Genomic DNA, 24,973 nt, shown 5'->3' on the forward strand with positions numbered 1-24,973 from the left:
ATCAATATTTTATCTAGAACTTTCTCGAAATCTTATCCCTGATTGCTCAGTTGTTATTGTTTCGGGGTGCAAATATAAGACCCTTTTTCATTCCCGCAACCCTTTTTTGAAACTTTTTTTGCTTTTTTTTTACTCTTGCTTTTTAACACCTTGTTTTCAGTGTTTTACAACTTAACTTTTTTTATCTTTTTTTCTAATCTGTTTTTTCAACCTATATAATACACTTAATGCTCCTTTTAAATCTGGTAATGTTATATAGAGCATATGTATATTATTACTTATTTCTTATAAACATTTAAATAGTGTTTCAACTATATATACAATATAAATACTTCTTATAAATCTAAAACATTAATCAATTTATATCATACCAGGAAAAAAAGCACTAGCCTTAAAAATAATTAAGTTCTGTACTTAAAAGAATTCTACATAAAGAAATCCCATACCAACCCAAAACGAACAGCAAAATCTCGAAATGGTTGGTTTGGTGCTGAGTAATAATCATATCCTGTAAAAGCTGCATTGAAGTGCTCTGCCTTTAAAAAGATTCTTGTTTGACGAATTTTAGCATTAATGAAAAAGTCTAACCTAGGGAACCCACCATACTCTTGCTGATTTTGCGTATAAAATTCTGCCAACAAAGGATCATAACCATTCATATTATACTTAGTGAAATAATTAAATATCACACCTGTTTGAAGGAACATTGCTTTTTTAAACACGTGATTTGAATAGTACAATGTATTACGTGTTACTATTTGAGGTACATTTAATGTATTATTCTCATCGGAGACATTTTGATATAGTACCGTATTATCTAAAGCGAAGTTTTTATATCGTATTTCTTTTTGAAGTTTTGCTCTAAGATATGTAATTGTAGCACTATTTTGAAAAGGCTTTACATTATCATCTTCGTTTTTTGCAAAATACACATTGTCTGTTATGGTGTTAAAGTCTAATGATAGGTTTACGTATTTATCTGATTTAATGTCAAAAACTATTTGTTGTGTCTTTATATTGTTAAAATTATTTTTCCAGTTATAATTCACATAGTCACTTTGATACAATAAAGTATTAAAGTTTGGCACTACAGTATGATGATTAATTCCTACAGAAGCATCAAAGTTTTCACTTAACTTATAGCCTGCTTTTGCAGACAGATAATTAGAATCATAATCACCTACGATATTTAATTGTGCTTCTCCGGATAATAAGAAACCTTTATATTGTTTTTTATATTTTCCGCCAACACTTAATATGTCTCCTTTAATCCTATTAGGTATTGTCCCAGAATCTAAATACAATACTTTATTGTAACCATAATTATAATTATTATGACTTGCATTAAATTGTATGTTACCTATTGTTTTATTTGTATAATCTAGTCGCAATTGATTGTAAAAACGCTCATACTCATTTCTGTCTACTAGATTTGATGTCTTAAAAGCTTCTCCAAAAAAGTCATTACTACTACTTTGTTCAAACTTGTATATTTTATCCTCTAGCATCATTATATGACCTACTTGTAACTTATTGGTTTGTGTAGAATCGTTTTGTTTAATGATATCATATGTATGGTTAAGATAAAATCGTTTTCCTAAAAATAAGCTTTCGGCATTTTCAAAATTTACTTCAAAAACACCTCTATCTAAGAAATCTTCATCCCCAGTTTCAAAAAACTCAATACTTTCATCTGTAATACCTCCATTTTCTTCATTTAAAATATCTTGAGAGGTAAAGTGCATATTAGCTATATATCTATTGTTTTTAGTCTTATAGCTTGCTGTCATCCTTAAGTTTCCTGTACTTGATAAAGAATTTTGATAAAACCCTAAAGATCGCATTCCTTTATATGCAATAGATAAATTAAGTCGTTTTGATGTGTTTACCGTAAAAAAAGCATCTAATTGCTGACCTTGTGTAAAAGCTGTTTTATAGTAAATTTCTGTTAAAGGTGTCGGGACATGGTAATAATTAACATCTTCTGCGTCTAAATAATTAAAATGTTTTGCGTTAGCGCCAAATTTGGGCAATAAATTATTATCACTAAAATTATGCGTTAAGCTGTTATACGTTTGTCCAACATTAGCAAAAGGCATTAAACCAAAATCATCACGTCTTAAATAATTATATTTGTACTCTTTTTTTATAGATAAGGTTGTATCTAAATAAGTAGAGTCTCTTTCTGGAGTAATTATTAGATATTGAGTTATTTCTGTGTCTTCAAATTTGACTTTTTTCCATTTTTTTTCTCCTCCTTGACCAATAGAATCCATTAACTCTTGATCTTCTTTTGACACATCTGACTTCCCTCCAAGTTTTCTTTGAGCAAAACCAAATACTGTAAACATTATTAAAATTATACTGAAAATTATTTTTTTCATTAATTGCTGACTATTTTAGTCTTTTAATTTTTAAATTATCTAAGTGCCAAAAATAGCAAATATCTTTATGGTATTAGATTTTTAGTAAAGAAAGGCATAAATCTGTAATTTTTTAAACGTTTTATTATTCATTTTATTTAATGCTTAAACTAAATTTTTCTGGCTATAACCTTGAATGTGGCACAGACGAAGCTGGTCGTGGTTGTCTTGCTGGTCCTGTTACTGCTGCTGCTGTTATATTAAAACCTGATTTTAAAAACTCTATTCTTAACGACTCTAAACAGATAAGCGAAAAAAAACGCGATATTTTAAGACCTGTTATAGAAAACGAAGCTTTATGTTTTGGCTTTTCTCATATCTATCCTGATGTAATTGACGAGATAAACATTTTAAATGCATCAATTTTAGCAATGCACAATTCTATTAAAACTTTAAAAAACACACCCGAATTCATTATAGTTGACGGCAACAAGTTTAAACCTTTTAAAGAAATACCGCACGAAACCATAATTAAAGGAGATGGTAAATTTTTAAGCATTGCTGCTGCTTCGGTTTTAGCAAAAACGTATAGAGATGAGTATATGAATAAAATCCATGAAGAATTCCCTATGTATAATTGGAAAAAAAACAAAGGTTACCCAACAAAAGAACATAGAGAAGCTATTAAGGAATTTGGCGTTACAAAATATCATAGAAAATCTTTTAGACTATTACCAGAACAATTGAAATTAGAACTGTAACTTTCTATCTTTGCATAAACCCTCATAATTTATATGAAACATTTTTGGTATTACCTTTCAATAGTATTCTTATTTTTTTCTTGTAATTCGGATTCAAAAAAAGTTAAGGTTGTAGATTTTATTTCAGAAAATGCAGATATTGTTTTAACCATTAACAACCTAGAAGGTTTTACAAACAACCTTAATAATAATGATTTTCTTTCTTCATTAAACAAAACTAAAAGCTATCAAAATACAGTAGCGCAGTTTGCCTTTATAAAAAATCTAAAAACAAAACATCCTATATATATAGGTATAAATTCTAAAAAAGAAACTGTTTTTAGTTTTACAACTAGATTATCAGATTCTATTTTTACTTTAGATAGTACAAAAAGAAAGTCTTTACAATTAAAAGGGTTTTCTGCTGAAGAAATTTTAATAGACAGTTTAAAAATATATATTACCAAAAAGGATAGCATATTAATAGGAAGTAATACCAAAACCGAATTAGAGCAAATCATAAACAGTAAGCAAAAACCTGAGCATATTAAAAATTTAATTAATGTCCAGGATAAAAATGCTGCATTTTCTGTAATTGCGACAAACAATTCACCTGTAAAAAGTCTATTTAAAAACGAAAAGATTACGTTTTCAAATTTCACTAATTCGTTAACTTTTGATGCAGATGTATCTCAAGACCAAATTATATTAAATGGTATTACAAAAGCAACAGATAGTAGTAACAGTTTAATTAATGTTTTTAAAAACACAATACCACAAACTAACCAACTTGCACAAATTACGCCATCTAACAGTAATGGTTTTTTAAGTCTGACCTATAACAACTACACTACGTTTAAAAACAACCTAAACGCTTTTACTAAGAAAAATGACACTTTAGCAAATTCACTTTTAAAACACAGTATAGAATTTGGAGAAGTTTATTTTGAATCAGGTAACCTGTTTATTATAAATACCAAAGATATTATTGCTACAGAAGAAGCCTTAATAAGCGAACAACATCTTGTAGAAACTTACCGAAATGTAGATCTGTTTAATTTTAGTAATCCTGAAATTTTCAATAATACATTAGCACCATTTATAAATAAAGTTGAAGCTAATCATTATTGCGTGTTAGATCAGTTTGTTGTATTTGCTAAAACTACCGAAGCATTAGAAAATGTTATTGCTAATTATCAAAACCAAACCACATTCAGCCACCGCGATTATTACAAAACAGTAAAATCAAAAATTAGCAATGATGCTTCAATCTTACAAATTTTAACTCCTGAAAGTTTAGAAGCAACAGTTAAACACAACTTACATTCAGAAGAAGATTTAAACCTAAAGGGTTATAAAACTTCTGCTATACAATTTATATATGATCGGGATTTTGCACATTTCAATGCTATTTTCAAAAAAGCAAAACAAAGTTATAGAGACAATATTATTTCTGAAGTATTCAATATAAAAATTGAAAATGACGTACTTAACACGCCGCAATTTGTTACTAATCATACAAACAATCAAAAAGAAATTATAGTACAAGACATTACTAACAAGTTGTATTTAATTTCTAATAACGGAAAAATCTTATGGACCAAACAACTAGACGGTCCAATTTTAGGTGAAGTCAACCAAATAGACATGTACAAAAACAGCAGGTTACAATTAGCTTTTGCAACTCCGCATCGTGCGTATGTATTAGACAGAAATGGTAAAGACGTAGATCCTTTTCCTCTTAAATTTAATAATGAAATCACACAACCGTTAGCTGTTTTTGATTATGATAAAAGACATAAATACAGATTGTTTGTTACTCAAGGTAAAAACGTATTATTATACGATGCAAAAGGAAAAACGGTAAAAGGTTTTGAATTTGAATCTGCCAAAGACTTAATTAATACACCTCCAAAACATATAAGAATTGGCTCTAAAGACTATATTGTTGTAAAAACAGATAATCATTTACATATCTTATCAAGACGCGGTAAAACAAGAGTCAATGTAAAACAACAGTTAAATTACTCTAATCAACCAGTTTTTGAATTTAATAACGGATTTATAACAACAACAAACAACGGAAAATTAGCTACAATTGACCAAAACGGGAATGTAAACGTTGCTAATACCAATCTAAAAGAAAAACATCAACTAGTTACAACTACAAAAACATTGGTGTCTCAATCAGAAAACATACTAAATATTAAAGACAAAACGCTTAATTTAGATTTAGCAAATTACACAACGCCAAAGTTATTTTATATCAATAATAAGATATACGTTTCAGTAACAGATATTCAAAATCAAAAAACTCTTCTTTATGATAGTAATGCTAAAATGATTGAAAACTTCCCGGTTTATGGCACATCAAGCATTGACCTAAACAATATTGACACAGACAATAAATTAGAATTTGTCACCAAAGGAGAAAGCAACAATATTTTAGTCTACAAAATTAACTAATAGCACTAATGATAAACAGAAACAAAGCCAGCATACTTAAATGTATAATCCACAAAGTTGGTAATAAACATAACGATACAAAAAATGCATTTTCTGAAAACGAATTACAGTTTGACGAAGAAAGCTACGAGCTAATGTTACCTTTTTTACTAAGACCTTTTACTAGCTTAGTACAAAGTCACAGATTTAATCATCACGCCAATATCGAGTTAAATGAAATTAACGCCTACTCTAAAGAAATTTTTAGTGATGATAATGCATTAGTAGAAACCTCAAAAAACATAGTAAAACATTTATATGAGCAATCTACAAGTGCACAAATTAAAACTGGCGATGTTATTGTAGCTTATTTTGATGGTATAGAATATAATGAAATGGTCATTGATGCAGTTGGAATTTTTAAAATTGAAAATAAAAGCAATTTCTTTCAAACCTATTTAGAAAATAATAGCTACGATGTTATTGTTCAAAAAGGAATCAATGCCAAAAAACTAGACAAAGGTTGTTTAATTTTAAACACAGGTGATGCAGAAGGAAAAGTAGTGCTTACCGTAGATAACAATAATTATGATGCTGCATATTGGACAGACAAGTTTTTAAACATAAAATATGCAGACGATTATAATAGTCATACCCAAAACTATTTAGAGTTATGTAAAGAGTTTTCTACAGAAGTTATAAAAACCAGTTACGGATCTAAAGAAAGAAATGACTTTTTAGCTAAAACCATAGACTTTTTTAAAGAAAATGAAATTATAAATGTAGAGCGTTTTAAAGAAGAAATCTTTGAAGAAGACAAACACATAGACTTATTTGAAAGCTATAAAAAAGATTTTGAAGCCGAACAAAACATAATTATCAGAAATCAATTTGATGTTTCTGAAAAAGTATTAACCAAAGAAAAAAAGAAAATAAAAACCGATATAAAATTAGATACGCATATTCAAATAAAACTTGATATTGACGCACCAGATGCTGCTAGCGAACATCTAGAACGCGGTTACGACGAGGACAAAAAAATGCATTACTATAAAGTATATTTTAATGCAGAAGATTAAAAACAAAAAAGCGATTTGAAATTTCAAATCGCTTTTTTTTATACTGTCGCTGTTACAAATTCAGCTTCAAAAAGAGTTTTAAAATGATTAAGCAGTTTTTCTTTTACTTCAGCTTCATCTACTTCCTTTACACCTAACTCTACATTTAAAGAAGTTACTGCTTTTCCTCTTATTCCGCAAGGAATAATATTATCAAAGTAGCCTAAGTTTGCATTCACGTTAAGTGCAAAACCATGCATAGTTACCCATCTACTAGCACGTACGCCCATAGCACAAATCTTACGTGCAAACGGTGTACCAACATCTAACCAAACTCCTGTTTCGCCTTCACTACGGGTAGCATCTAAACCGTATTCTTTTAAAGTTAAAATAATAACCTCTTCAAGAAAACGTAAATACTTATGGATGTCTGTAAAAAAATTGTCTAAATCCAATATAGGATAACCAACAATTTGTCCTGGTCCATGATAAGTTATATCTCCGCCTCTATTTATTTTATAAAATGTAGCACCTTTTTCTTCTAACTGTTTTTCATCTAAAAGTAAATTAGACATATCGCCACTTTTACCTAAAGTATATACATGCGGATGCTCTACAAAAAGAAAATAGTTTGGAGTTTCTAAACCTGCATCTTCTCTTCTATTTTTAATTTTTATATCAAGGATTTCTTTAAATAAAGTTTCTTGGTAATCCCAAGTATCTTTATAGTCTTTAAATCCTAAATCTTCTATTATTATTTGTTTATTCAATGTATTAATCTTCTAAAATTACTTCCAAATTTAAAGCTTCTGGATCTGTTACATAAGTTGCAAAAGGAAATTCTACCATTATAGTTTTTCTATCTGCACTAAACATAGCGTTATCATTATTTACAGATTTTACTGGTCTAGGAAAATGATAATTTAATTTATACGTAGATGACCCAAACATAGCCATCATATCTTTAATACTGTCTGCTTCTTTTTGATGAGCTTCTGGATCCAGAATTTTTACAGTTCTTGTAAATGTTTTTCCGTCAAAATTATAGTTTAGTTTTGTAGCTGTATTATCTAATTGACTAAAAGGGTTTGCCGGATCATTAATTGGTTGCTTCTTACCCTTTTTATTACCTTCTAACTCACTAAAAGTATTCATAGCTTCAAACATATTTTGCATTTCAGAAGCATTATTAAATTCTGTAAACAACTCAAATGTCATTTGTTCTGTTTCAGGATTCATAACCATATGCATACTAAAGTTTTCTAGCTTTTTAAATTTCGCTTGTTCTTCAGCTGGTAATTTAGATATACTATCTCTTTTTTCGTCAAACAATTCTTTAAAACTAAAGGTAGAATCTATAGCTTTTTCACCATCTTCTTTTATTTTATCTCCTGCCATTTGCATTAATTGAGAGCCATCAAAAGAGAAAGAAATTTTACCTGATCCGTCTTCGTTGATGTAAACATCTTCAGAAAAGTTACAACTGGTTAAAAACAGAGTCATAAGACCAAAAACTAGAGTAAAAAATTTGTTCATTATAATTATTGATTAAGTTGGTTAAAGTACAAAGATACGATTTATCTGTTAGGATTGTTTACAATTATCAAAGCCGCAATAGTACCTGGTATCCAACCCAAACACCATAATATAAATACGATTAGAATTGATCCACATCCTTTATCTAAAACGGATAAAGGCGGAAAGAAAATGCATAATAATACGCGCCAAAAAGACATAATAATTTGATTTTTAATGATTGATGATTACATATAAGACGTTCACAAAAGTCATTTGTTACAAAAAATAATCCTTATTTTAATTCAATTCTAGACGCTGCATTACGTAAAAAAATAGTTTTAATTCCTCTGTTAATATCTTATCTTTGCCAGCTAAAATTATATTCAAAATAAACATGTCACAATTATCTGAGCAAGAACTTGTAAGAAGAGAAAAACTAGGTAAATTAAGAGAACTTGGTATTAACCCTTATCCTGCGGATTTATTTCCTGTAACCGAAAACTCTAAACAAATAAAATCTCAATTTGAAGAAGGTAAAAAGGTAGTTATTGCCGGTCGTTTAATGAGTCGTCGTATTCAAGGAAATGCTAGTTTTGCCGAACTACAAGATAGCGAAGGTCGTATTCAAGTTTATTTTAATAGAGACGAAATTTGTACTGGCGAAGACAAAACAAAGTACAATACTGTTTACAAAAAATTACTTGACATAGGTGATTTTATTGGTATTGAAGGCGAATTATTTACAACTAAAGTTGGCGAAAAAACAGTTTTAGTAAAAGACTTTACCTTATTAAGTAAAGCATTAAAACCTTTACCATTACCAAAAGTAGATGCCGAAGGTAATATTCACGATAAATTTGATGATCCAGAATTACGTTACCGTCAACGTTATGCAGATTTAGTGGTTAACCCAAAAGTTAAAGACGTATTTGTAAAACGTACTAAATTGTTTAACGCTATGCGTCAATTTTTTAATAACTCTGGTTATTTTGAAGTTGAAACACCAATCTTACAACCAATACCTGGTGGCGCTGCTGCAAGACCATTTATAACGCATCATAACAGTTTAGACATTCCTTTATATATGAGAATTGCTAACGAACTGTATCTAAAACGATTAATTGTTGGTGGTTTTGAAGGTGTTTATGAGTTTTCTAAAAACTTCCGTAACGAAGGTATGGACCGTACACACAATCCAGAATTTACCGCTATGGAAATTTACGTGGCTTACAAAGACTATAACTGGATGATGGATTTTTGCGAGCAATTATTAGAGCATTGTGCAACAGCTGTAAACGGAACAACAAAAGCGACATTTGGCAAACACGAAATAGACTTTAAAGCGCCATACGCAAGAGTAACTATGGCAGACTCCATAAAACATTTTACAGGTTTTGATATTACAGGTAAAACAGAAGCAGAAATAAGACAAGCTGCAAAAGACATGGGTATTGAAGTTGATGAAACCATGGGTAAAGGAAAATTAATTGACGAAATTTTTGGAGAAAAATGTGAAGGTAATTACATCCAACCAACATTTATCACAGATTACCCAAAAGAAATGAGTCCGTTATGTAAAGAACACCGTGATAACCCTGAATTAACAGAACGTTTTGAACTTATGGTTTGCGGTAAAGAAATTGCAAATGCCTATTCAGAGCTTAACGATCCTATTGATCAAAAAGAACGTTTTGAACACCAATTAAAATTAGCCGAAAAAGGAGACGACGAAGCTACAGAGTTTATAGACTACGACTTTTTACGTGCTTTAGAATATGGTATGCCACCTACATCTGGTATGGGAATTGGTATGGATAGACTAATTATGTTTTTAACCAATAACCAATCTATACAAGAAGTATTGTTTTTCCCTCAAATGAAACCTGAGAAAAAAGCAATACCAATGACAGATGAAGAAAAAGCAGTGTTTTCAATATTAAAAGCAAATAACCCGATAGATCTTAACGAGCTTAAATCTCAATCTGGATTAAGTAATAAAAAATGGGACAAAACCATAAAAGGTTTAACCAAACTTGGTGTTGCAAAAGTCAACAAAACCGACGAAGGTTTATTTGTAGAAATAGCTTAAAACCTAAATTAATTAGCACATAAAACCTAAATTTTATCTATCGATATAATTTAGGTTTTTTTTGTAAATTGTACTAGTAAAGTTATTTTACTTAACCCTAACAAAAGCTTATATCTTCAAAGATCATGTAAGCCAAAACCTATTACAATGTTTAAAACATTAAACAAAAAGATTGTTATATTTCCTTTGGCTACATTTTTAGTAATAACACTAATTGTAATCACTGCATGGCAAGAATCTTTAAATAATAATAAAGATTTAGTTAGAGAAAGCGTCCTGCAAAATGGCAAGTTAATAACTAAAGAATTTAAAAACATCTTTAAAGCCGATGTCTCTAGACTTGAAAATCTTAAAAACAGAATAGAATTTACCAATGGTTTATATTTAGATTATTGGGAAAAAGATGCAACCATGCTTCTTGAGCAAAATCAATCCTTTAAGTTTTTAGAATGGATTGATAGCGCTATGGTTATCAGAAAAATAAACCCTTTAAAAGGAAACGAAAAAGCTATAAATTTAGATATCTCTAAAGTCGAATATCGAAGACACGAATGGATAAAACACAGTAAAGATAGTTCTGTAAACATAACTCCATGGGCAAAACTAACACAAGGCGGAAATGCTTTTTTAGTAGATGTACCAGTTTATTTTGAAAATAAATTTCAAGGAACGATTACTGGCGGAATGAATTTTAAAGACAATTTTGATAAGCTGGCTAAAAACTTAAACAACCATCTTTCCATACAGCTATTTGACCACAACAACATTTTATTTTACGAATTAAATAAAGACTCAAAAACTAACAATGACATCATCTTTCAAGATAGCATTCTTGTAGATAAACTAGACAACCAAAAATGGAAACTTCAAGTAACTGCTAACAACAACCTGTTTACAGCAAACGGAAGATACATAACTAACATAACATTAATAATAGGTCTTGTTTTAAGTTTTTTAATTAGTTTATTAATTTACTTTTATCAAAGAGCAAGAGCAGAAAGAAAACTTGTTTTAAAATCTAATAAAGAGCTTTTACAAACCAACAAACAACTAAACATAGAACGTAAAAAGGCAGAAAAAGCTTCTTTAGCTAAAACAGAGTTTTTATCTAATATGAGTCATGAAATTAGAACACCTTTACATGCCATATTAGGATTTATAGATCTTTTAAAAAGCAGCAATCTTAAAAAAAGCGATAAAGAATATCTAAATTTAATGAGTAAGTCCTCAAGCAACTTATTAAATATCGTAAACGATATTTTAGATATTGATAAAATCGAGTCTGGCAAACTAGAATTAACAAAAGTTAAATTTAACCCATATCAAAAAATAATTGAATTAATAGAGGTTAATCAATTTTTATTTATACAGAAGGACTTATACCTTAAAGGAAAATACATAAACATAGAAAACAAATTTGTTTTAGGTGACGAAAGTAAATTTATCCAAGTTGTAAATAATATACTTAAAAACGGATTAAAATTCACAAATAATGGCGGTGTTACACTTACATATAATGAAGAAATCACAAACGATAACAAGTTACATATTAATATATCTATAGCAGATACTGGTATTGGTATACCAAAAAATAGATTAAATACAATTTTTGAAAGGTTTACACAATTAGAAAACAGTGTTAAAAAGCAATATGAAGGTAGTGGTTTAGGACTTGCTATTTGTAAAATCTTTATAAAAATGATGGGTGGAGAAATTTCTGTAAAAAGCATACCTAATAAAGGAACAACATTTAATTTTTACCTAAAATATCCAATCTTAGATATCCAAAAAGAAGAAAATGTTAAGTTTGAAAACCAAAAAGACATTAACCTTAAAAATCTAAATGTATTAATTATAGATGACAACAAACTAAACATCATTGTTCTTAAAAAAATTCTTGAAGATTTTGGTGTTAAAGCTGACTCTGCTAATAATGGAAAAGTTGGTCTAAAAAAATTTAAAGAAAAAAATTACCAGCTTATATTTATGGATATACATATGCCAGAAATGGATGGTTGGGAAACAACAAAAAAGATTAGAGAGTTAAATAAAGACGTTATTATATTTGGACTATCTGCTAATGTAACAACAGAAGCTATAGACAAAGCTTTAGAAAGTGGCATGAATAACTATCTTTCAAAACCTTTCAAAAAAGAACACTTGTATAAGCTGTTATTTTTCCACTTCAACAAAGAATAAATAATTACTTCCTTTTATTAATTGATAAAAGTATACCTAATTATCAACAATTAAAATATTCTTTCTTAAAAAGCACAACTAACCTTATACATTAAAGTTAAAGGCAAAAATAAACAAATTGCTATTGTAGTTTAAAGAAAGACAGATTGTTAATTAATTCACAAAAATAAAATACTATTAAACCATTTAAATTTTTAAATGTCAAAGTAGTAAATAACTTAAAAAACAAAAAAAGATGAAAAAATTAGCAATACTAGCTTTAGCTTTAATTACTTTTCAAGCTAATGCACAGGACAGAAAGGAAGTAAAAAAAGAACGTAAAGAAAAAATGATGCAGTTAGAGCCTCAAGAAATGGCTGAGCTTCAAACTAAAAAAATGACTTTACATTTAGATCTTACCGAAGCACAACAAAAAAAAGTAATGGCGCTTAATTTAGAGCAAGCTAAACAACGTAAAGCCGCAATGGAAAAACGTAAAGAAGCTAAAGAAAAAGGTAAAAAACCAACAAAAGAAGAACGCCTAGCTTTTGAGAACAAAAAATTAGATGCTCAAATTGAAAATAAAAAACAAATGAAAAGCATCTTAAATGAAGAACAATACAAAAAATGGGAAACCATGTTAGAGAAAAGAGCTAGAATGAAAAGCAGAATGAAAAGAGGAAAACGTATGGAAGAGAAAAAAATGCATAAAGAGCTATCAAAAGATTAACACAATCTTAATTACTTGGTATTTTAATCTCTTTAAAAGATAAAAAGCATTGATTTGTCTAATCAATGCTTTTTTATTTGTAATTATTAATCAAAAAGCGTTACTTTGAGATACAATTAATTAACTATTACTACAATGAAAAAATTATTTACTCTTTGTTTATTTGTTTTTGGACTTTTATTAACTACTCAATCAGTTAATGCACAACAAAAGTTTAGCACAGAAGTTAACCAAAAAGCTTATCAAAAAGCTGTAGAATATGGTAGACACTTAAAAGCAGACCAAGAAACACAAGAAGCTATGTACACTGCTTTTCAAGAATATTATGACAAAACAAATACATTAAACAAAACTCAAAAAATTGGTTCTAGCGGATATACTGATTTAGAAACAAAAATCAACAAACGTTTACTTACATCTTTAGAAAGTGTTTTAAATGAAGAACAATTTGGAAAATATTTAGAATTAACAGACCAAATCAAAGACGAGTAATAATTATCATATTTATTATAAAAAAATCCGATTGAAAATTTCAATCGGATTTTTTTATTTCAAAACATACTTTTTTATCTAACTAAATATAGTATTACAAGCAGCTATAGTCTTATCTAAATCTTCGTAAGTTAAAGCATCGTTTAAAAACCAGCTTTCAAATGCGCTTGGCGCTATATAAATACCCTGGTTTAACATACCGTGAAAAAACGTTTTAAATGTTTCATTATTCCCTTTTGCAGATGTTTCAAAATCTAAAACTTCATCTTCACAAAAATGTACCGAAATCATAGAACCTACTCTATTTATGGTATAAGTCACATTGTTTTTGTCTAAAACTTTTACTAAACCTTTATGTAAGTATTCAGTTTTTTTAGCTAAACTCTCAAAAACATTCCCGCTATTTAATTCTGTAAGCATGGCTAAACCTGCAGCCATAGCTAAAGGATTTCCGCTTAAGGTTCCTGCTTGATACACTGGTCCTAAAGGCGCAAGATGATTCATTATTTCGTTTCTTGCTGCAAATGCACCAACTGGCAATCCACCACCAATTACTTTTCCGAAGCAAACAATATCTGCCTTAATACCAAGTAATTCTTGCGCACCACCTTTTGCTAATCTAAAGCCTGTCATAACTTCATCAAATACTAACAAAATATTATTGTCGTCACATAAAGCTCTAAGTCCTTCTAAAAAACCTGGTTTTGGAGGTATACACCCCATATTTCCTGCAACTGGCTCTAAAATTATACAAGCTATTTCATCTTTATTAGCCTCTATTAAAGATTTTACATTATCTAGATCGTTATATTTTGCTAACAAAGTATCTTTTGCTGTTCCTTGAGTAACTCCTGGACTATTTGGTGTACCAAAAGTAACTGCGCCACTTCCTGCTTGTATTAAAAACGAATCTGAATGTCCATGGTAACAACCAGCAAATTTGATTATTTTTTCTCTTTTAGTATAACCTCTAGCTAGCCTAACAGCACTCATACATGCTTCTGTACCTGAGTTTACAAATCTAATTTTATCAATATTAGGTACCATTGACACAGCTAATTCTGCTATTTTAGTTTCAATTTCTGTAGGTGTTCCAAAAGAGGTTCCTTTTTTAGCTTTATCTATTACTGCATTAACTACAGGCTCATGTGCGTGACCTAAAATCATTGGTCCCCAAGATGCTATGTAATCTATTAATTGGTTTCCATCTTCGTCATATAAATATGCTCCTTTAGCTTCTTTAACAAAAATTGGTGTTCCGCCAACAGCTTTAAATGCTCTAACAGGACTATTAACGCCTCCAGGAATTACTTTTTCTGCTTCAGCAAATAAGGCACTACTTCTTTTATAAATCATGTATTAAAAATCTTTTGGAATTGGTTTTACAAATAAAACTTGACCTACGTGTAAATCGTTACTTTGTAAACCGTTTAACGATTTTAACTGGTCTACTGTTATATTATATTTTTTTGAAATGGCATAAAGTGTATCGCCTTTTACGACAACATGTTTATCATTGTTAACGGTTTGCTTTCCTAAAACTTCAGCATCAAATCTATGTAATTGATAACGTTCTATCAAGCTTATTAACTTATCTGGATACTTTCTATCTGTAGCATAACCGGCTTTTCTAAGCTCTATTGCCCAATTTTTATAATCGTCTTTTTCTAGTGTAAAAAGTTTTGAATAACGTTTTCTTTCTTTTAAGAATAAAGAATGATCTCTGAAAGAGTATTTTGAGTTTTTATATTTTCTGAAACACTCTTGAGATGCATCGTCATCATGATATATTTTTGCTCCTGTCCAACCATGACATTTGATACCAAAATGATTATTTGCCTCTACAGATAGTCTTCCTTTACCAGAAGCAGACTCTAAAATTCCTTGCGCTAAAGTAATACTAGCTGGTATACCGTAGTTACGCATTTCTTCTTGAGCTATATCACTGTATATTGCAATGTATTCTTCAGTTTTATTTGCATAAACTTCAGGTGTACTTTTTGGTGTTACTTCTACAACGACATCTTTTGTCTCTTCTTTATCAGTTACTTTTGGTGTTGTTTTTACAACAACTTTTGGTTTTGTTTTAGTTTTTCTAGTTGTAACTTTTCTAGAACTACCACAACTTACTATTAATATTGAAAGTAGTAAAAGCGTAAAAATTTTCTTCATTAATTTATAGAATTAACGGTTTGTTTTGTTTTTTAAGTTTTGCATTCATTCCTTCTATTCCTTGTAATCCTCCTGTATGAATGGCTAAAATTTTTGAGTTTGGTTTAAAATATCCCTTTTTAATTAAATCAAAAATACCAAACATCATTTTTCCTGTATAAATTGGGTCTAACGGAATTTTATTTTCTGATTTAAATTTATTGATAAACGTAATTAAACTGTCATTTATTTTTCCGTAGCCTCCAAAATGATAATCTGTAATTAATTCCCAATTTGTACTTGTGGCAAATTTACTAATATCTTTATTTAAAAAGTCACCTTTTAATGACGAAAACCCTAAAACTTTTTGATTAGATTTTGACGCATTAATTATCCCAGAAACTGTACCACCTGTTCCAACAGCACAACATATATAATCAAACTTACTATCCTTCTCATTTAAAATTTCTTGACATCCTTTTATAGCTAAATTATTTGTCCCTCCTTCTGGTATTAAATAAAAATCACCAAACCGATCTTTCAAATTTGAAATAAAATTAGGATTAGACTTATGTCTATAGTCTTTACGACTTATAAAATTAAAAGTCATTCCGCAAGATTTAGCAAAACTTAGTGTAGGATTAGTGTCAACTTTATCTTTCAATTCCTCTCCTCTAATAATTCCTATAGTGTTAAAGCCTTCAGCTTTACCTGCAGACGCAACTGCTGCAATATGGTTAGAAAATGCACCTCCAAAAGTTAGCAAGGTTGTTTTATTTTCTTCTCTAGCTTGTAAAACGTTGTATTTAAGTTTTCTATACTTATTACCAGATACAAAAGGATGTATTAAATCTTCTCTCTTTATTGAAAGCTCAATATTTTTTTTATCATCTAACCAAACATGCTGATTATCTGATAAAAAATTAGAAGAAAATAAATTTAAACTCATTACTTATTTTATTAAGTACCAAACTTCAAAAAAACTGATTTAAAATAAAAAGAAAAACTATATAAATAAATTTAAATACAAAATTGACCGAAAATTCATTTTTTAGCAATTAAGTGTTTTCTTACAAGGCAAAAAAACTCCAAAAAACCAGTAAAATCAACAAAAAAAGCATATGAACAATTTTAAATAACATGTTTTTTATCGATAAAAAAAGCATATAAATATTAAAAAGTAAAGAACTGATTAATTTTGTTATTTAAAATGTTAAAAAAAACTTAAAGCAATGAAGAGAATTTTCACAAAAAAAAACACACTTGTTTTATTTGCATTTTTAAGCTTTTATTATAGCTACTCACAAGTTGGGATTGGGACTACTGCACCAAGAGGCGCAGTAGATATAGCTTCTACCACACAAGGTTTAGTTTTCCCTAATGTAGCTCTTGTAAATACCATTACAGAAACCGCTGTTAATCCTCAAGGAGGATCTATACCTACAGGAACTGTAGTTTATAACACTGCAACATCTGGTACATCACCAAACAATGTAGCTCCTGGTTTATACTATTGGAACGGATCTAGATGGATTGCTTTTGCAGGCTCTCCTGGTGGATTAGATTGGTCATTAACAGGTAATAGTGGAACAACAGCAGGTACAAACTTTTTAGGAACTACTGATGCTCAAGACTTAAGATTTCACACAAATGGTATTGAAAGAGCCAGAATATTAAGCACAGGTAACATGGGGATTAATTCGGTTGGTAATGCTTCAAGTCAAGTAAATGTAGAAGCAGGAACTGGTGAAGATGCTGTTGCAGGAATAAATGACAATACTGTTGCAAATGCATTTTGGGGAAGAAACAGTAATAGTGCAGGAACAGCTATCATAGGAGCGACTAATGGATTAGGTGGTTATTACCCTACACCTGGTGCTGGTGTCGCTGGATCTGCAGTTGATGGCTATGGTATAAGTGGTATGGTAGGCAATGGTGCGCCAAATAACTCGGCTCATAACGGTCATGCTGCTGGTTATTTTACTTTAGATTCAGATAATAATACCGCAACAACTACTAACACAAGTGCTTTTGCAAAAATAGCTGGAAAAGATGAACAATTAATACCTGTTTTAGGAGGTACTTCTAGAAGAATTTTATACGGAGGCTATTTTATTGGAGGTACATCAAGCGGCGGTCAATCTTATAGCTATGTTGGACTTAAATATAATCATAATAATGATGCTAATGCAACTGGAGGCACAAACTACAAAGTAGTAGGTAACGGCTCTAACTCTACTCTAGTATTAGACAAAAACAGAGAACCTAGAGTTATGTTTTCTCCTGAAGCTCCGGAAATTTTATTTCAAGATTTTGGAACAGGAAAACTGAATAATGGTGAAGCAGTCATTAAGCTAGAAAAATTACTAACAGATAATATTTACGTTGATGAAGAACACCCATTAAAAGTTTTCATTCAACTTGAGGGTGATTGTAATGGAGTTTTTGTCACAAATAAATCAGCTGAAGGTTTTACTGTAAAAGAATTATCAAATGGTAATAGTAATGTCTCTTTTTCATGGCAAATAGTAGCTAGCAGAGCTAATTCTACAGACGAAAATGGAAACATTACATCTCAACACATTGGCTTAAGATTTCCTTATGGACCAAAACCACTAAAAAGAACTCCTGAAAGCTCTAAAGAAACAAAAAGAAGATAGAATTTAAATCTCTTAAAAAAAACTCCATAACGACCTAGATTTTAAATAATTTAGGTCGTTTTCATTTTTATAAGCTTCTCTTTCAAAAGAAATATTTAAATAAGCTCTATACCAATTCTTAAACTTTATTATCCTTAATAAAAACTCAATAAAATACCACAAATAAAAACCAATCACTAACAATTCTAATTGCTGTCTTAAATGTATTTTTTCATGATTAATTAAAATCATGTCATCTTTTTGTCTTTTATGCTTTAACACTATAAATGGATAAATAGTTATAGCCGTATAACCTTTTGGTACCAAATATTTAAAAACTAAAAGCATAAGGTTTTTGATATAAAAGTAGTAGTAAAATTACATTATCTTTGTAAATATGAAGAAAATCATTCCTGTAGAAGAAGGTGATTATTATCTAACACCAGAAGGTTACCGTTGTTTTACAGCGCAATACCACCTTAAACGTGGTTATTGCTGCCAAAGCGGTTGCAGACATTGTCCTTATGGGTATGATAAATCAACCAATACATTAAAAAAAAAAGTAATGCAAGCAACAAGTATATCATTTAAAGAACAAATTTTAGAAGGAATTCCAAACGAATTACCTCAACCTAAACCATTTGACCATTCTTTAAATCATGCACCAAAAAGAAAAGACATTTTAAATGATGAAGAAAAAAAATTAGCACTAAAAAATGCACTTCGTTATTTTGATAAAAAACATCATGCAACTTTACTTCCAGAGTTTAAAAACGAATTAGATACCTACGGAAGAATCTACATGTATCGCTTGCGTCCTGATTACAAAATGTACGCAAGACCAATTGAAGAGTATCCTGCAAAATCTAAACAAGCAGCTGCAATCATGCTAATGATTCAGAACAATTTAGATTATGCTGTTGCACAACATCCACACGAACTGATAACTTATGGTGGAAACGGTGCAGTTTTTTCAAATTGGGCACAGTATAGATTAACCATGAAATATTTAGCCGAAATGACCGACGAGCAAACTTTGGTTATGTACTCTGGTCATCCAATGGGCTTATTTCCTAGTCATATAGAAGCTCCAAGAGTTGTAGTCACCAATGGAATGATGATTCCTAACTATTCAAAACCTGATGATTGGGAAAAATTTAATGCACTTGGCGTCACACAATATGGTCAAATGACTGCTGGTAGTTACATGTATATTGGTCCGCAAGGTATAGTTCATGGTACAACAATTACTGTACTAAACGGATTTAGAAAAATTAAAAAACAACCTAAAGGAAATCTATTTGTAACTTCTGGATTAGGCGGAATGTCTGGCGCACAACCAAAAGCAGGTAATATTGCTGGTTGTATTACGGTTTGCGCAGAAGTCAACCCAAAAATCACACAAGTACGATTAGACCAAGGTTGGATAGACGAAAAAATTACAGATGTAAATGAATTAGTTACTCGTGTTAAAAAAGCAAAAGCAGAAAAAGAAACCATTTCTATAGCCTATTTAGGTAATGTGGTTGACGTTTGGGAAACTTTTGATAAAGAAAACATACATATAGATTTAGGTAGTGATCAAACCTCATTACATAATCCTTGGGCTGGCGGTTATTATCCTGCTGGATTATCTTTTGAAGATGCCAACACAATGATGGCTAATCAACCAGATTTATTTAAAGAAAAAGTACAAGAATCTTTACGTAGACAAGCTAAAGCTATAAATAAACATACCGCAAAAGGCACGTATTTTTTTGATTACGGAAATGCCTTTTTATTAGAAGCATCTCGTGCTGGAGCAGATGTAATGGCTACAAACGCCACTTTAGGTAGAGAGTTTAAATATCCTAGCTACGTACAAGATATTATGGGACCAATGTGTTTTGATTATGGTTTTGGTCCATTTAGATGGGTTTGCGCATCTGGAAAACCTGAAGATTTAGCTAAAACAGATGAAATTGCTTGTCAAGTTTTAGAAGAAATTATGCAGCATTCTCCTGAAGAAATCCAGCAACAAATGGCTGATAATATTCAATGGATAAAAGGTGCTCAAGAAAACAAATTAGTCGTTGGTTCTCAAGCTCGAATCTTATATGCAGATGCCGAAGGACGTATGAAAATAGCCGAAGCCTTTAATCAAGCTATAAAAAATAATGAAATTGGACCTGTTATTTTAGGTAGAGATCATCATGATGTATCAGGTACAGATAGTCCTTATAGAGAAACTTCAAATATTTATGACGGATCACGCTTTACCGCAGACATGGCTATTCATAACGTTATTGGTGATAGCTTTAGAGGTGCTACTTGGGTTAGTATTCACAACGGTGGCGGTGTAGGTTGGGGCGAAGTTATAAACGGTGGATTTGGTATGGTTCTTGATGGTACTAAAGAAGCATCAACCCGATTAAAACAAATGTTATTTTGGGATGTTAATAACGGAATTGCAAGACGTAGTTGGGCAAGAAATGACGAGGCTATTTTTGCCATTAAACGCGCCATGCAAACCGAGCCTAACTTAAAAGTAACATTACCAAATATTGTGGATGATGATTTATTGAATTCAATTTAAAACAAATATTGCTATGAAAACAATTATTAAATTTTTACCTATTGCTCTTTTAGCTATGGTAATCACGTCCTGTAGCTCAGTAAGAGTTGCTGCAGATTATGATAGAGATGTAGATTTTAACCAATACAAAACGTTTGCTTTCTTCAAATCTGGTATAGATAAAGCTGAAATAAGCGACCTTGATAAAAAACGTATCTTACGTGCAATAGAAGCAGAGTTATTAGCAAAAGGATACACAAAATCAGAAAATCCTGATATGCTAGTTAGCATTTTTACCAAATCTAACCAACGTGTTGATGTTTATAATAACTCTTGGGGCTTTGGCGCTTGGGGATGGGGCGCACCTGGTTGGGGATGGGGCTGGAATATACAACCTAATGTTTCTACCAGAACACAAGGTGTTTTATTTGTAGACCTTATAGACGCTAAGAAAAAAGAATTAGTCTGGCAAGGACAAGGTACTGGTTACTTAAGTTCTAATATGGAAAAGAAAGAACAAAGAATAAAAGAATTTGTTGCAAAAATCATGGAGAAATATCCTCCTGGAAGTATGCAATAAGAATAAGAAAGGCGACTAAGTAAATTGTCGCCTTTTTTTATTTTAAGGGTAATATTCTTTAGCGTGACCATTATCTACTAACCATTGGTTAACTTCTAATCCATCTTCTAAAATAATATTTGCTAAATAACGACCATATTTACCTTGTTTATCTTTGTAAGAACGTATTGTTACTTCTTTCCCTAACACCATTTCTCTTAGTATATCTCTAACAATAATACCTTGCTCTCTTTCTTCTCCTCTAAGCTCTGGAGTATCTATACCGTAAAGACGTAATTTCATTTCTTGAAAATGTAAAAAACCTAAATCTACCATTGCTGTTACAGTATCTCCATCATAAACGTCTATAATCTTTGCTTTGTAATTGTACATATCTAATTGTTTAATAGCTATTTAAATATATAAAAACTAAGTGAAATACAGTCAATCAAAATAATATATGCAATAAAAAAACCCTTAAAACTAAAGTTTTAAGGGTTAGATTTATAACTTAATAAAGCCTTTATGATTAATCTTTATTTTGTTTAAAGTTATCAAACTCACTTATTTGCTCTTCTTTTGGCCAAGTGTTGTTTGATGTGTCAACGTCTGCAGTTTCTAGTTTTGGATCTACTGTAATTTTTACAATTTCTTTTTCAGAAGCTACAGCTTTACTTACTTCTTTGTCGTTAAGTCTCCAGATTTGCGCTGGATAAGTTTCTGTTTTTGATGTTCCGTCTGCATAAGTATACTCTACAATTATTGGCATTACCAATCCTCCTGGTTTTTCAAAAGTCACATTATAAAAATACTTCGGCTCTTTTAATTGCTTTTGTTCTGCAGGAGTAAAGTTATCCATAATGTATTCTTTTAGTGATTGAGAACCTTCCATTAAGCTTTTTGCTTTCATGTCTTCTTTGTAATCTTCACTTCCTTCTTCTACCATATAAACTAACGGTGGTAAATCACTTAAACTCATACCACGCGCTTTAACCATGTCTTTGATTTGCTGTGTTGGTTCATTAGATACATAAAACTTTTTAACATCTTTAATTGCTATATCTACATAATCTGTTGTATAAAACCATCCTCTCCAAAACCAATCTAAATCTACAGCAGAAGCATCTTCCATTGTTCTAAAGAAATCTTCTGGAGTTGGGTGTTTAAACATCCATCTTTGTGCATATGTTCTAAAAGAGTAATCAAATAATTCGCGTCCCATAATTGTTTCACGTAAAATATTTAACGCTGTAGCTGGTTTTCCGTAAGCATTATTACCAAACTGATAAGTATTTAAACCTTTTGTCATAATTGGTGCTATGTAATCTTGATCACCACCCATGTAATTAACAATTTTTTCTGCAGGACCACGTCGTGAAGGATACTTGTCCATACCTGGAGATAAAGAAGACGGATACCACTCGGCAAAATCTTGTTCTGCTACGTATTGAGAAAATGTATTTAAACCTTCATCCATCCATGTCCATTGACGCTCGTCACTATTAACAATCATTGGGAAGAAGTTGTGTCCAACCTCATGAATAATTACACTTATCATTCCGTATTTTACACGATCGCTATAATTACCATCTGCATCTGGTCTTCCATAGTTCCAGCAAATCATTGGGTATTCCATTCCTTGATTTTTAGCATGAACTGAAATTGCTTTATGATAAGGATAATCAAAAGTCATACGAGAATACGTTTTTAAAGTACTTGCTACTGCTTTTGTAGACCATTCTTCCCACAAAGGATTTCCTTCTTTAGGATATAATGATACTGCCATTACATCTTTATCTCCTATTTTAACAGCCATCATATCCCAGATATAGCGTCTTGATGTTGTAAATGCAAAATCACGAACATTTTCAGCATATAGCTTCCATGTTTTTTTCTTTGTTGCTTTTGTTTTTTCTGCTGCTCTTGCTTCTTCTTCTGTTACGATTAAAACAGGCTCTTCATAAGATTTTTTTGCTTTCTCATAACGTTTCATCATTTCTTTAGAAAAAACGTCTTTACGGTTAGTTAATTTACCTGTACCATCTAACATATGATCTTCTGGTACTGTAATGTTCACCTCAAAATTACCAAATGGTAGTGCAAACTCATCACGTCCCCAAAATTGAGAGTTTTGCCATCCTTCTACATCATTATAAACTGCCATACGAGGATAAAACTGAGCTATAACGTATGCTCTATTATCGTCTTCTTCAAAGTACTCGTAACCAGAACGACCTCTTCCTTCTACGTGATTATTAATATTATACCACCACTTAATTTTAAAAGTAAATTGGTCTCCAGATTTTAATACTGAAGGCATTTCTACTCTCATCATTGTACGATTAATCATGTGTGGTAAAGCATTACCTTTTTCGTCTTTTACATATTCTATGTTAAAGCCTCCATCAAAACCTTCTGTCATATAGCTATTAGCAAAAGATGATGTTTGTTGTGCTGGTGCTATACCGCTTCCTTGTATTAATGGTGTTTTAGAGTCTTTAGCTCTCATATTTTGATCTAATTGCACCCATAAATACTCTAGGTTGTCTGGTGAGTTGTTTGTGTACGTAATTGTTTCTTCACCGTAAATTCTAGCGTTAACATCGTCTAACTCGATGTCCATTTTATAGTCTGCTTGTTGTTGGTAATAAGCAGGACCTGGCGCACCAGACGCAGTTCTAAACATATTTGGTGTAGAAAACTCGTCGTATAATTGCTTAAACTTGTTGTTGTTTGTGTGACCTGGTTGTCTTTCTTTTTTGTCTTCAGCTTGGTCTTGCGCAAATACACTTGCTGAAACAAATAAAGCTGAAAGGAATAAATACTTTAGTTTTTTCATTTTTAGAATTAGTTATAAAGGATGTGAATTTAACAAAATTTAACGTTGCTATAAAGGCTTTACTAAAAGTTTAACAAACCTTTATCGTTCTGTGCAGTTAATACCACGGTTTTATTTTTGTTATTAATGTTGGTTCTTATAACGTTTTTTTGATCTTCAAACATATCAAACAAAACTTTATTTTTAATTTGGAAAGTAGAAATTGATTTTATGTTTTCTATCTCTAGGTAACAATGCATAATACCATCATCATACTTTTTACCTATAAAATTTGGTATTACCTCTTGGTTATTTATTGATATTTCAATCTTTGTTAAAAGATATTTTTTAATGTAATCGTCTATTTGTGTTTCGTCATCACCTCTATCTAAAGTTATATTTTTGTCGTATCTTTTTCTTAATACACTTTCAAAATCATCAATAAATATTCTAGAAATTATTTGCACAGATTGTTGCTCTTCAACAAACTCTATTTGTGTAATACTTACATAATATTTGTGTAGTGTATTAAAAGAGCATAAAAAGAAAATTGCTATTACAGATATTAGTTTAATTGATTTCATTTAAGTGTATTATTTAGAGTCACAAATCTAATGGTTAGTAACCAAAAACCATTCT

21 protein-coding genes are annotated in these 24,973 nt (G+C 30.5%); 10 read left to right on the plus strand and 11 right to left on the minus strand.

Annotation, left to right across the window (positions count from 1 at the left end):
• Positions 1-425: 425 nt before the first annotated feature.
• Complete coding sequence (locus FHS04_RS06560) at positions 426-2,384, minus strand: putative porin (RefSeq protein ID WP_106680202.1); 1,959 nt, start codon at positions 2,382-2,384, stop codon at positions 426-428.
• A gap of 140 nt (positions 2,385-2,524) precedes the next feature.
• On the opposite strand from FHS04_RS06560, the gene FHS04_RS06565 reads away from it, so the two are divergent.
• The 3 genes from FHS04_RS06565 to FHS04_RS06575 are packed head-to-tail and all read left to right on the plus strand — an operon-like array spanning position 2,525 to position 6,627.
• Positions 2,525-3,124, plus strand: a complete 600-nt coding sequence (locus FHS04_RS06565; RefSeq protein ID WP_106680200.1) for a ribonuclease HII — start codon at positions 2,525-2,527, stop codon at positions 3,122-3,124.
• Positions 3,125-3,157: 33 nt separating this feature from the next.
• Positions 3,158-5,569 (plus strand): DUF3352 domain-containing protein, encoded by a 2,412-nt coding sequence (locus tag FHS04_RS06570; protein ID WP_106680198.1) that lies wholly within the window; start codon positions 3,158-3,160, stop codon positions 5,567-5,569.
• Positions 5,570-5,577: 8 nt separating this feature from the next.
• Positions 5,578-6,627 carry a nucleoid-associated protein gene (locus FHS04_RS06575; RefSeq protein WP_027881142.1) on the plus strand — a complete coding sequence of 350 codons (1,050 nt, stop codon included), beginning with the start codon at positions 5,578-5,580 and terminating at the stop codon, positions 6,625-6,627.
• Between the two features lie 38 nt (positions 6,628-6,665).
• On the opposite strand, the gene lipB is transcribed toward FHS04_RS06575, so the two are convergent.
• From lipB to FHS04_RS06590, 3 genes are read right to left on the minus strand one after another with little or no spacing between them, the layout of a single operon-like run.
• Positions 6,666-7,376, minus strand: coding sequence for a lipoyl(octanoyl) transferase LipB (gene lipB, locus FHS04_RS06580; protein ID WP_027881141.1), 711 nt, complete (start codon positions 7,374-7,376; stop codon positions 6,666-6,668).
• Positions 7,377-7,380: 4 nt separating this feature from the next.
• A complete protein-coding gene (locus FHS04_RS06585; protein WP_106680196.1) occupies positions 7,381-8,142 on the minus strand; it encodes a hypothetical protein in 762 nt (253 codons plus the stop codon).
• Between the two features lie 41 nt (positions 8,143-8,183).
• Positions 8,184-8,342: a YqaE/Pmp3 family membrane protein gene (locus tag FHS04_RS06590; RefSeq protein ID WP_081653219.1), complete on the minus strand. Its 159-nt coding sequence runs from the start codon at positions 8,340-8,342 to the stop codon at positions 8,184-8,186.
• Between the two features lie 176 nt (positions 8,343-8,518).
• Here FHS04_RS06590 and lysS point away from each other — a divergent pair, with 176 nt between their 5' ends.
• From lysS to FHS04_RS06610, 4 genes are all read left to right on the plus strand, one after another.
• Entirely contained in the window at positions 8,519-10,213 is a 1,695-nt protein-coding gene (lysS, locus tag FHS04_RS06595) for a lysine--tRNA ligase (protein WP_106680194.1), read from the plus strand.
• Positions 10,214-10,360: 147 nt separating this feature from the next.
• Positions 10,361-12,412: a response regulator gene (locus tag FHS04_RS06600; protein WP_106680192.1), complete on the plus strand. Its 2,052-nt coding sequence runs from the start codon at positions 10,361-10,363 to the stop codon at positions 12,410-12,412.
• Between the two features lie 235 nt (positions 12,413-12,647).
• Positions 12,648-13,121, plus strand: a complete 474-nt coding sequence (locus FHS04_RS06605; RefSeq protein WP_106680190.1) for a hypothetical protein — start codon at positions 12,648-12,650, stop codon at positions 13,119-13,121.
• Between the two features lie 135 nt (positions 13,122-13,256).
• Complete coding sequence (locus FHS04_RS06610) at positions 13,257-13,613, plus strand: hypothetical protein (RefSeq protein ID WP_027881136.1); 357 nt, start codon at positions 13,257-13,259, stop codon at positions 13,611-13,613.
• Positions 13,614-13,691: 78 nt separating this feature from the next.
• Here the strand turns inward: FHS04_RS06610 and hemL are convergent, their stop codons facing one another.
• Genes hemL through FHS04_RS06625 form a run of 3 tightly spaced genes read right to left on the minus strand, consistent with a single transcriptional unit; the run spans position 13,692 to position 16,713 of the window.
• Entirely contained in the window at positions 13,692-14,969 is a 1,278-nt protein-coding gene (gene hemL, locus FHS04_RS06615) for a glutamate-1-semialdehyde 2,1-aminomutase (protein ID WP_106680188.1), read from the minus strand.
• A gap of 3 nt (positions 14,970-14,972) precedes the next feature.
• Complete coding sequence (locus FHS04_RS06620) at positions 14,973-15,785, minus strand: glucosaminidase domain-containing protein (protein ID WP_106680186.1); 813 nt, start codon at positions 15,783-15,785, stop codon at positions 14,973-14,975.
• 4 nt (positions 15,786-15,789) lie between these two features.
• Positions 15,790-16,713 carry a 1-aminocyclopropane-1-carboxylate deaminase/D-cysteine desulfhydrase gene (locus FHS04_RS06625; protein ID WP_106680184.1) on the minus strand — a complete coding sequence of 308 codons (924 nt, stop codon included), beginning with the start codon at positions 16,711-16,713 and terminating at the stop codon, positions 15,790-15,792.
• A 283-nt stretch (positions 16,714-16,996) separates the two neighbouring features.
• Between FHS04_RS06625 and FHS04_RS06630 the strand changes: the two genes are divergently transcribed.
• Positions 16,997-18,424: a hypothetical protein gene (locus tag FHS04_RS06630; RefSeq protein WP_106680182.1), complete on the plus strand. Its 1,428-nt coding sequence runs from the start codon at positions 16,997-16,999 to the stop codon at positions 18,422-18,424.
• Between the two features lie 12 nt (positions 18,425-18,436).
• On the opposite strand, the gene FHS04_RS06635 is transcribed toward FHS04_RS06630, so the two are convergent.
• Positions 18,437-18,751 carry a hypothetical protein gene (locus FHS04_RS06635; RefSeq protein ID WP_106680180.1) on the minus strand — a complete coding sequence of 105 codons (315 nt, stop codon included), beginning with the start codon at positions 18,749-18,751 and terminating at the stop codon, positions 18,437-18,439.
• A 49-nt stretch (positions 18,752-18,800) separates the two neighbouring features.
• Here FHS04_RS06635 and FHS04_RS06640 point away from each other — a divergent pair, with 49 nt between their 5' ends.
• Entirely contained in the window at positions 18,801-20,978 is a 2,178-nt protein-coding gene (locus FHS04_RS06640; RefSeq protein WP_181256136.1) for a urocanate hydratase, read from the plus strand.
• A gap of 13 nt (positions 20,979-20,991) precedes the next feature.
• On the plus strand, positions 20,992-21,537 hold the full coding sequence (locus FHS04_RS06645; protein ID WP_106680178.1) for a DUF4136 domain-containing protein: 546 nt from the start codon (positions 20,992-20,994) through the stop codon (positions 21,535-21,537).
• 42 nt (positions 21,538-21,579) lie between these two features.
• Here the strand turns inward: FHS04_RS06645 and FHS04_RS06650 are convergent, their stop codons facing one another.
• From FHS04_RS06650 to FHS04_RS06660, 3 genes are all read right to left on the minus strand, one after another.
• Positions 21,580-21,909: a thermonuclease family protein gene (locus FHS04_RS06650; RefSeq protein WP_106680176.1), complete on the minus strand. Its 330-nt coding sequence runs from the start codon at positions 21,907-21,909 to the stop codon at positions 21,580-21,582.
• 136 nt (positions 21,910-22,045) lie between these two features.
• A complete protein-coding gene (locus FHS04_RS06655; protein ID WP_106680174.1) occupies positions 22,046-24,355 on the minus strand; it encodes a M1 family metallopeptidase in 2,310 nt (769 codons plus the stop codon).
• Positions 24,356-24,417: 62 nt separating this feature from the next.
• Positions 24,418-24,918, minus strand: coding sequence for a DUF6702 family protein (locus FHS04_RS06660; RefSeq protein ID WP_106680172.1), 501 nt, complete (start codon positions 24,916-24,918; stop codon positions 24,418-24,420).
• Positions 24,919-24,973 lie beyond the last annotated feature (55 nt).

The organism is Mesoflavibacter zeaxanthinifaciens subsp. sabulilitoris, from assembly GCF_014191595.1.
Lineage (GTDB): Bacteria > Bacteroidota > Bacteroidia > Flavobacteriales > Flavobacteriaceae > Mesoflavibacter > Mesoflavibacter zeaxanthinifaciens.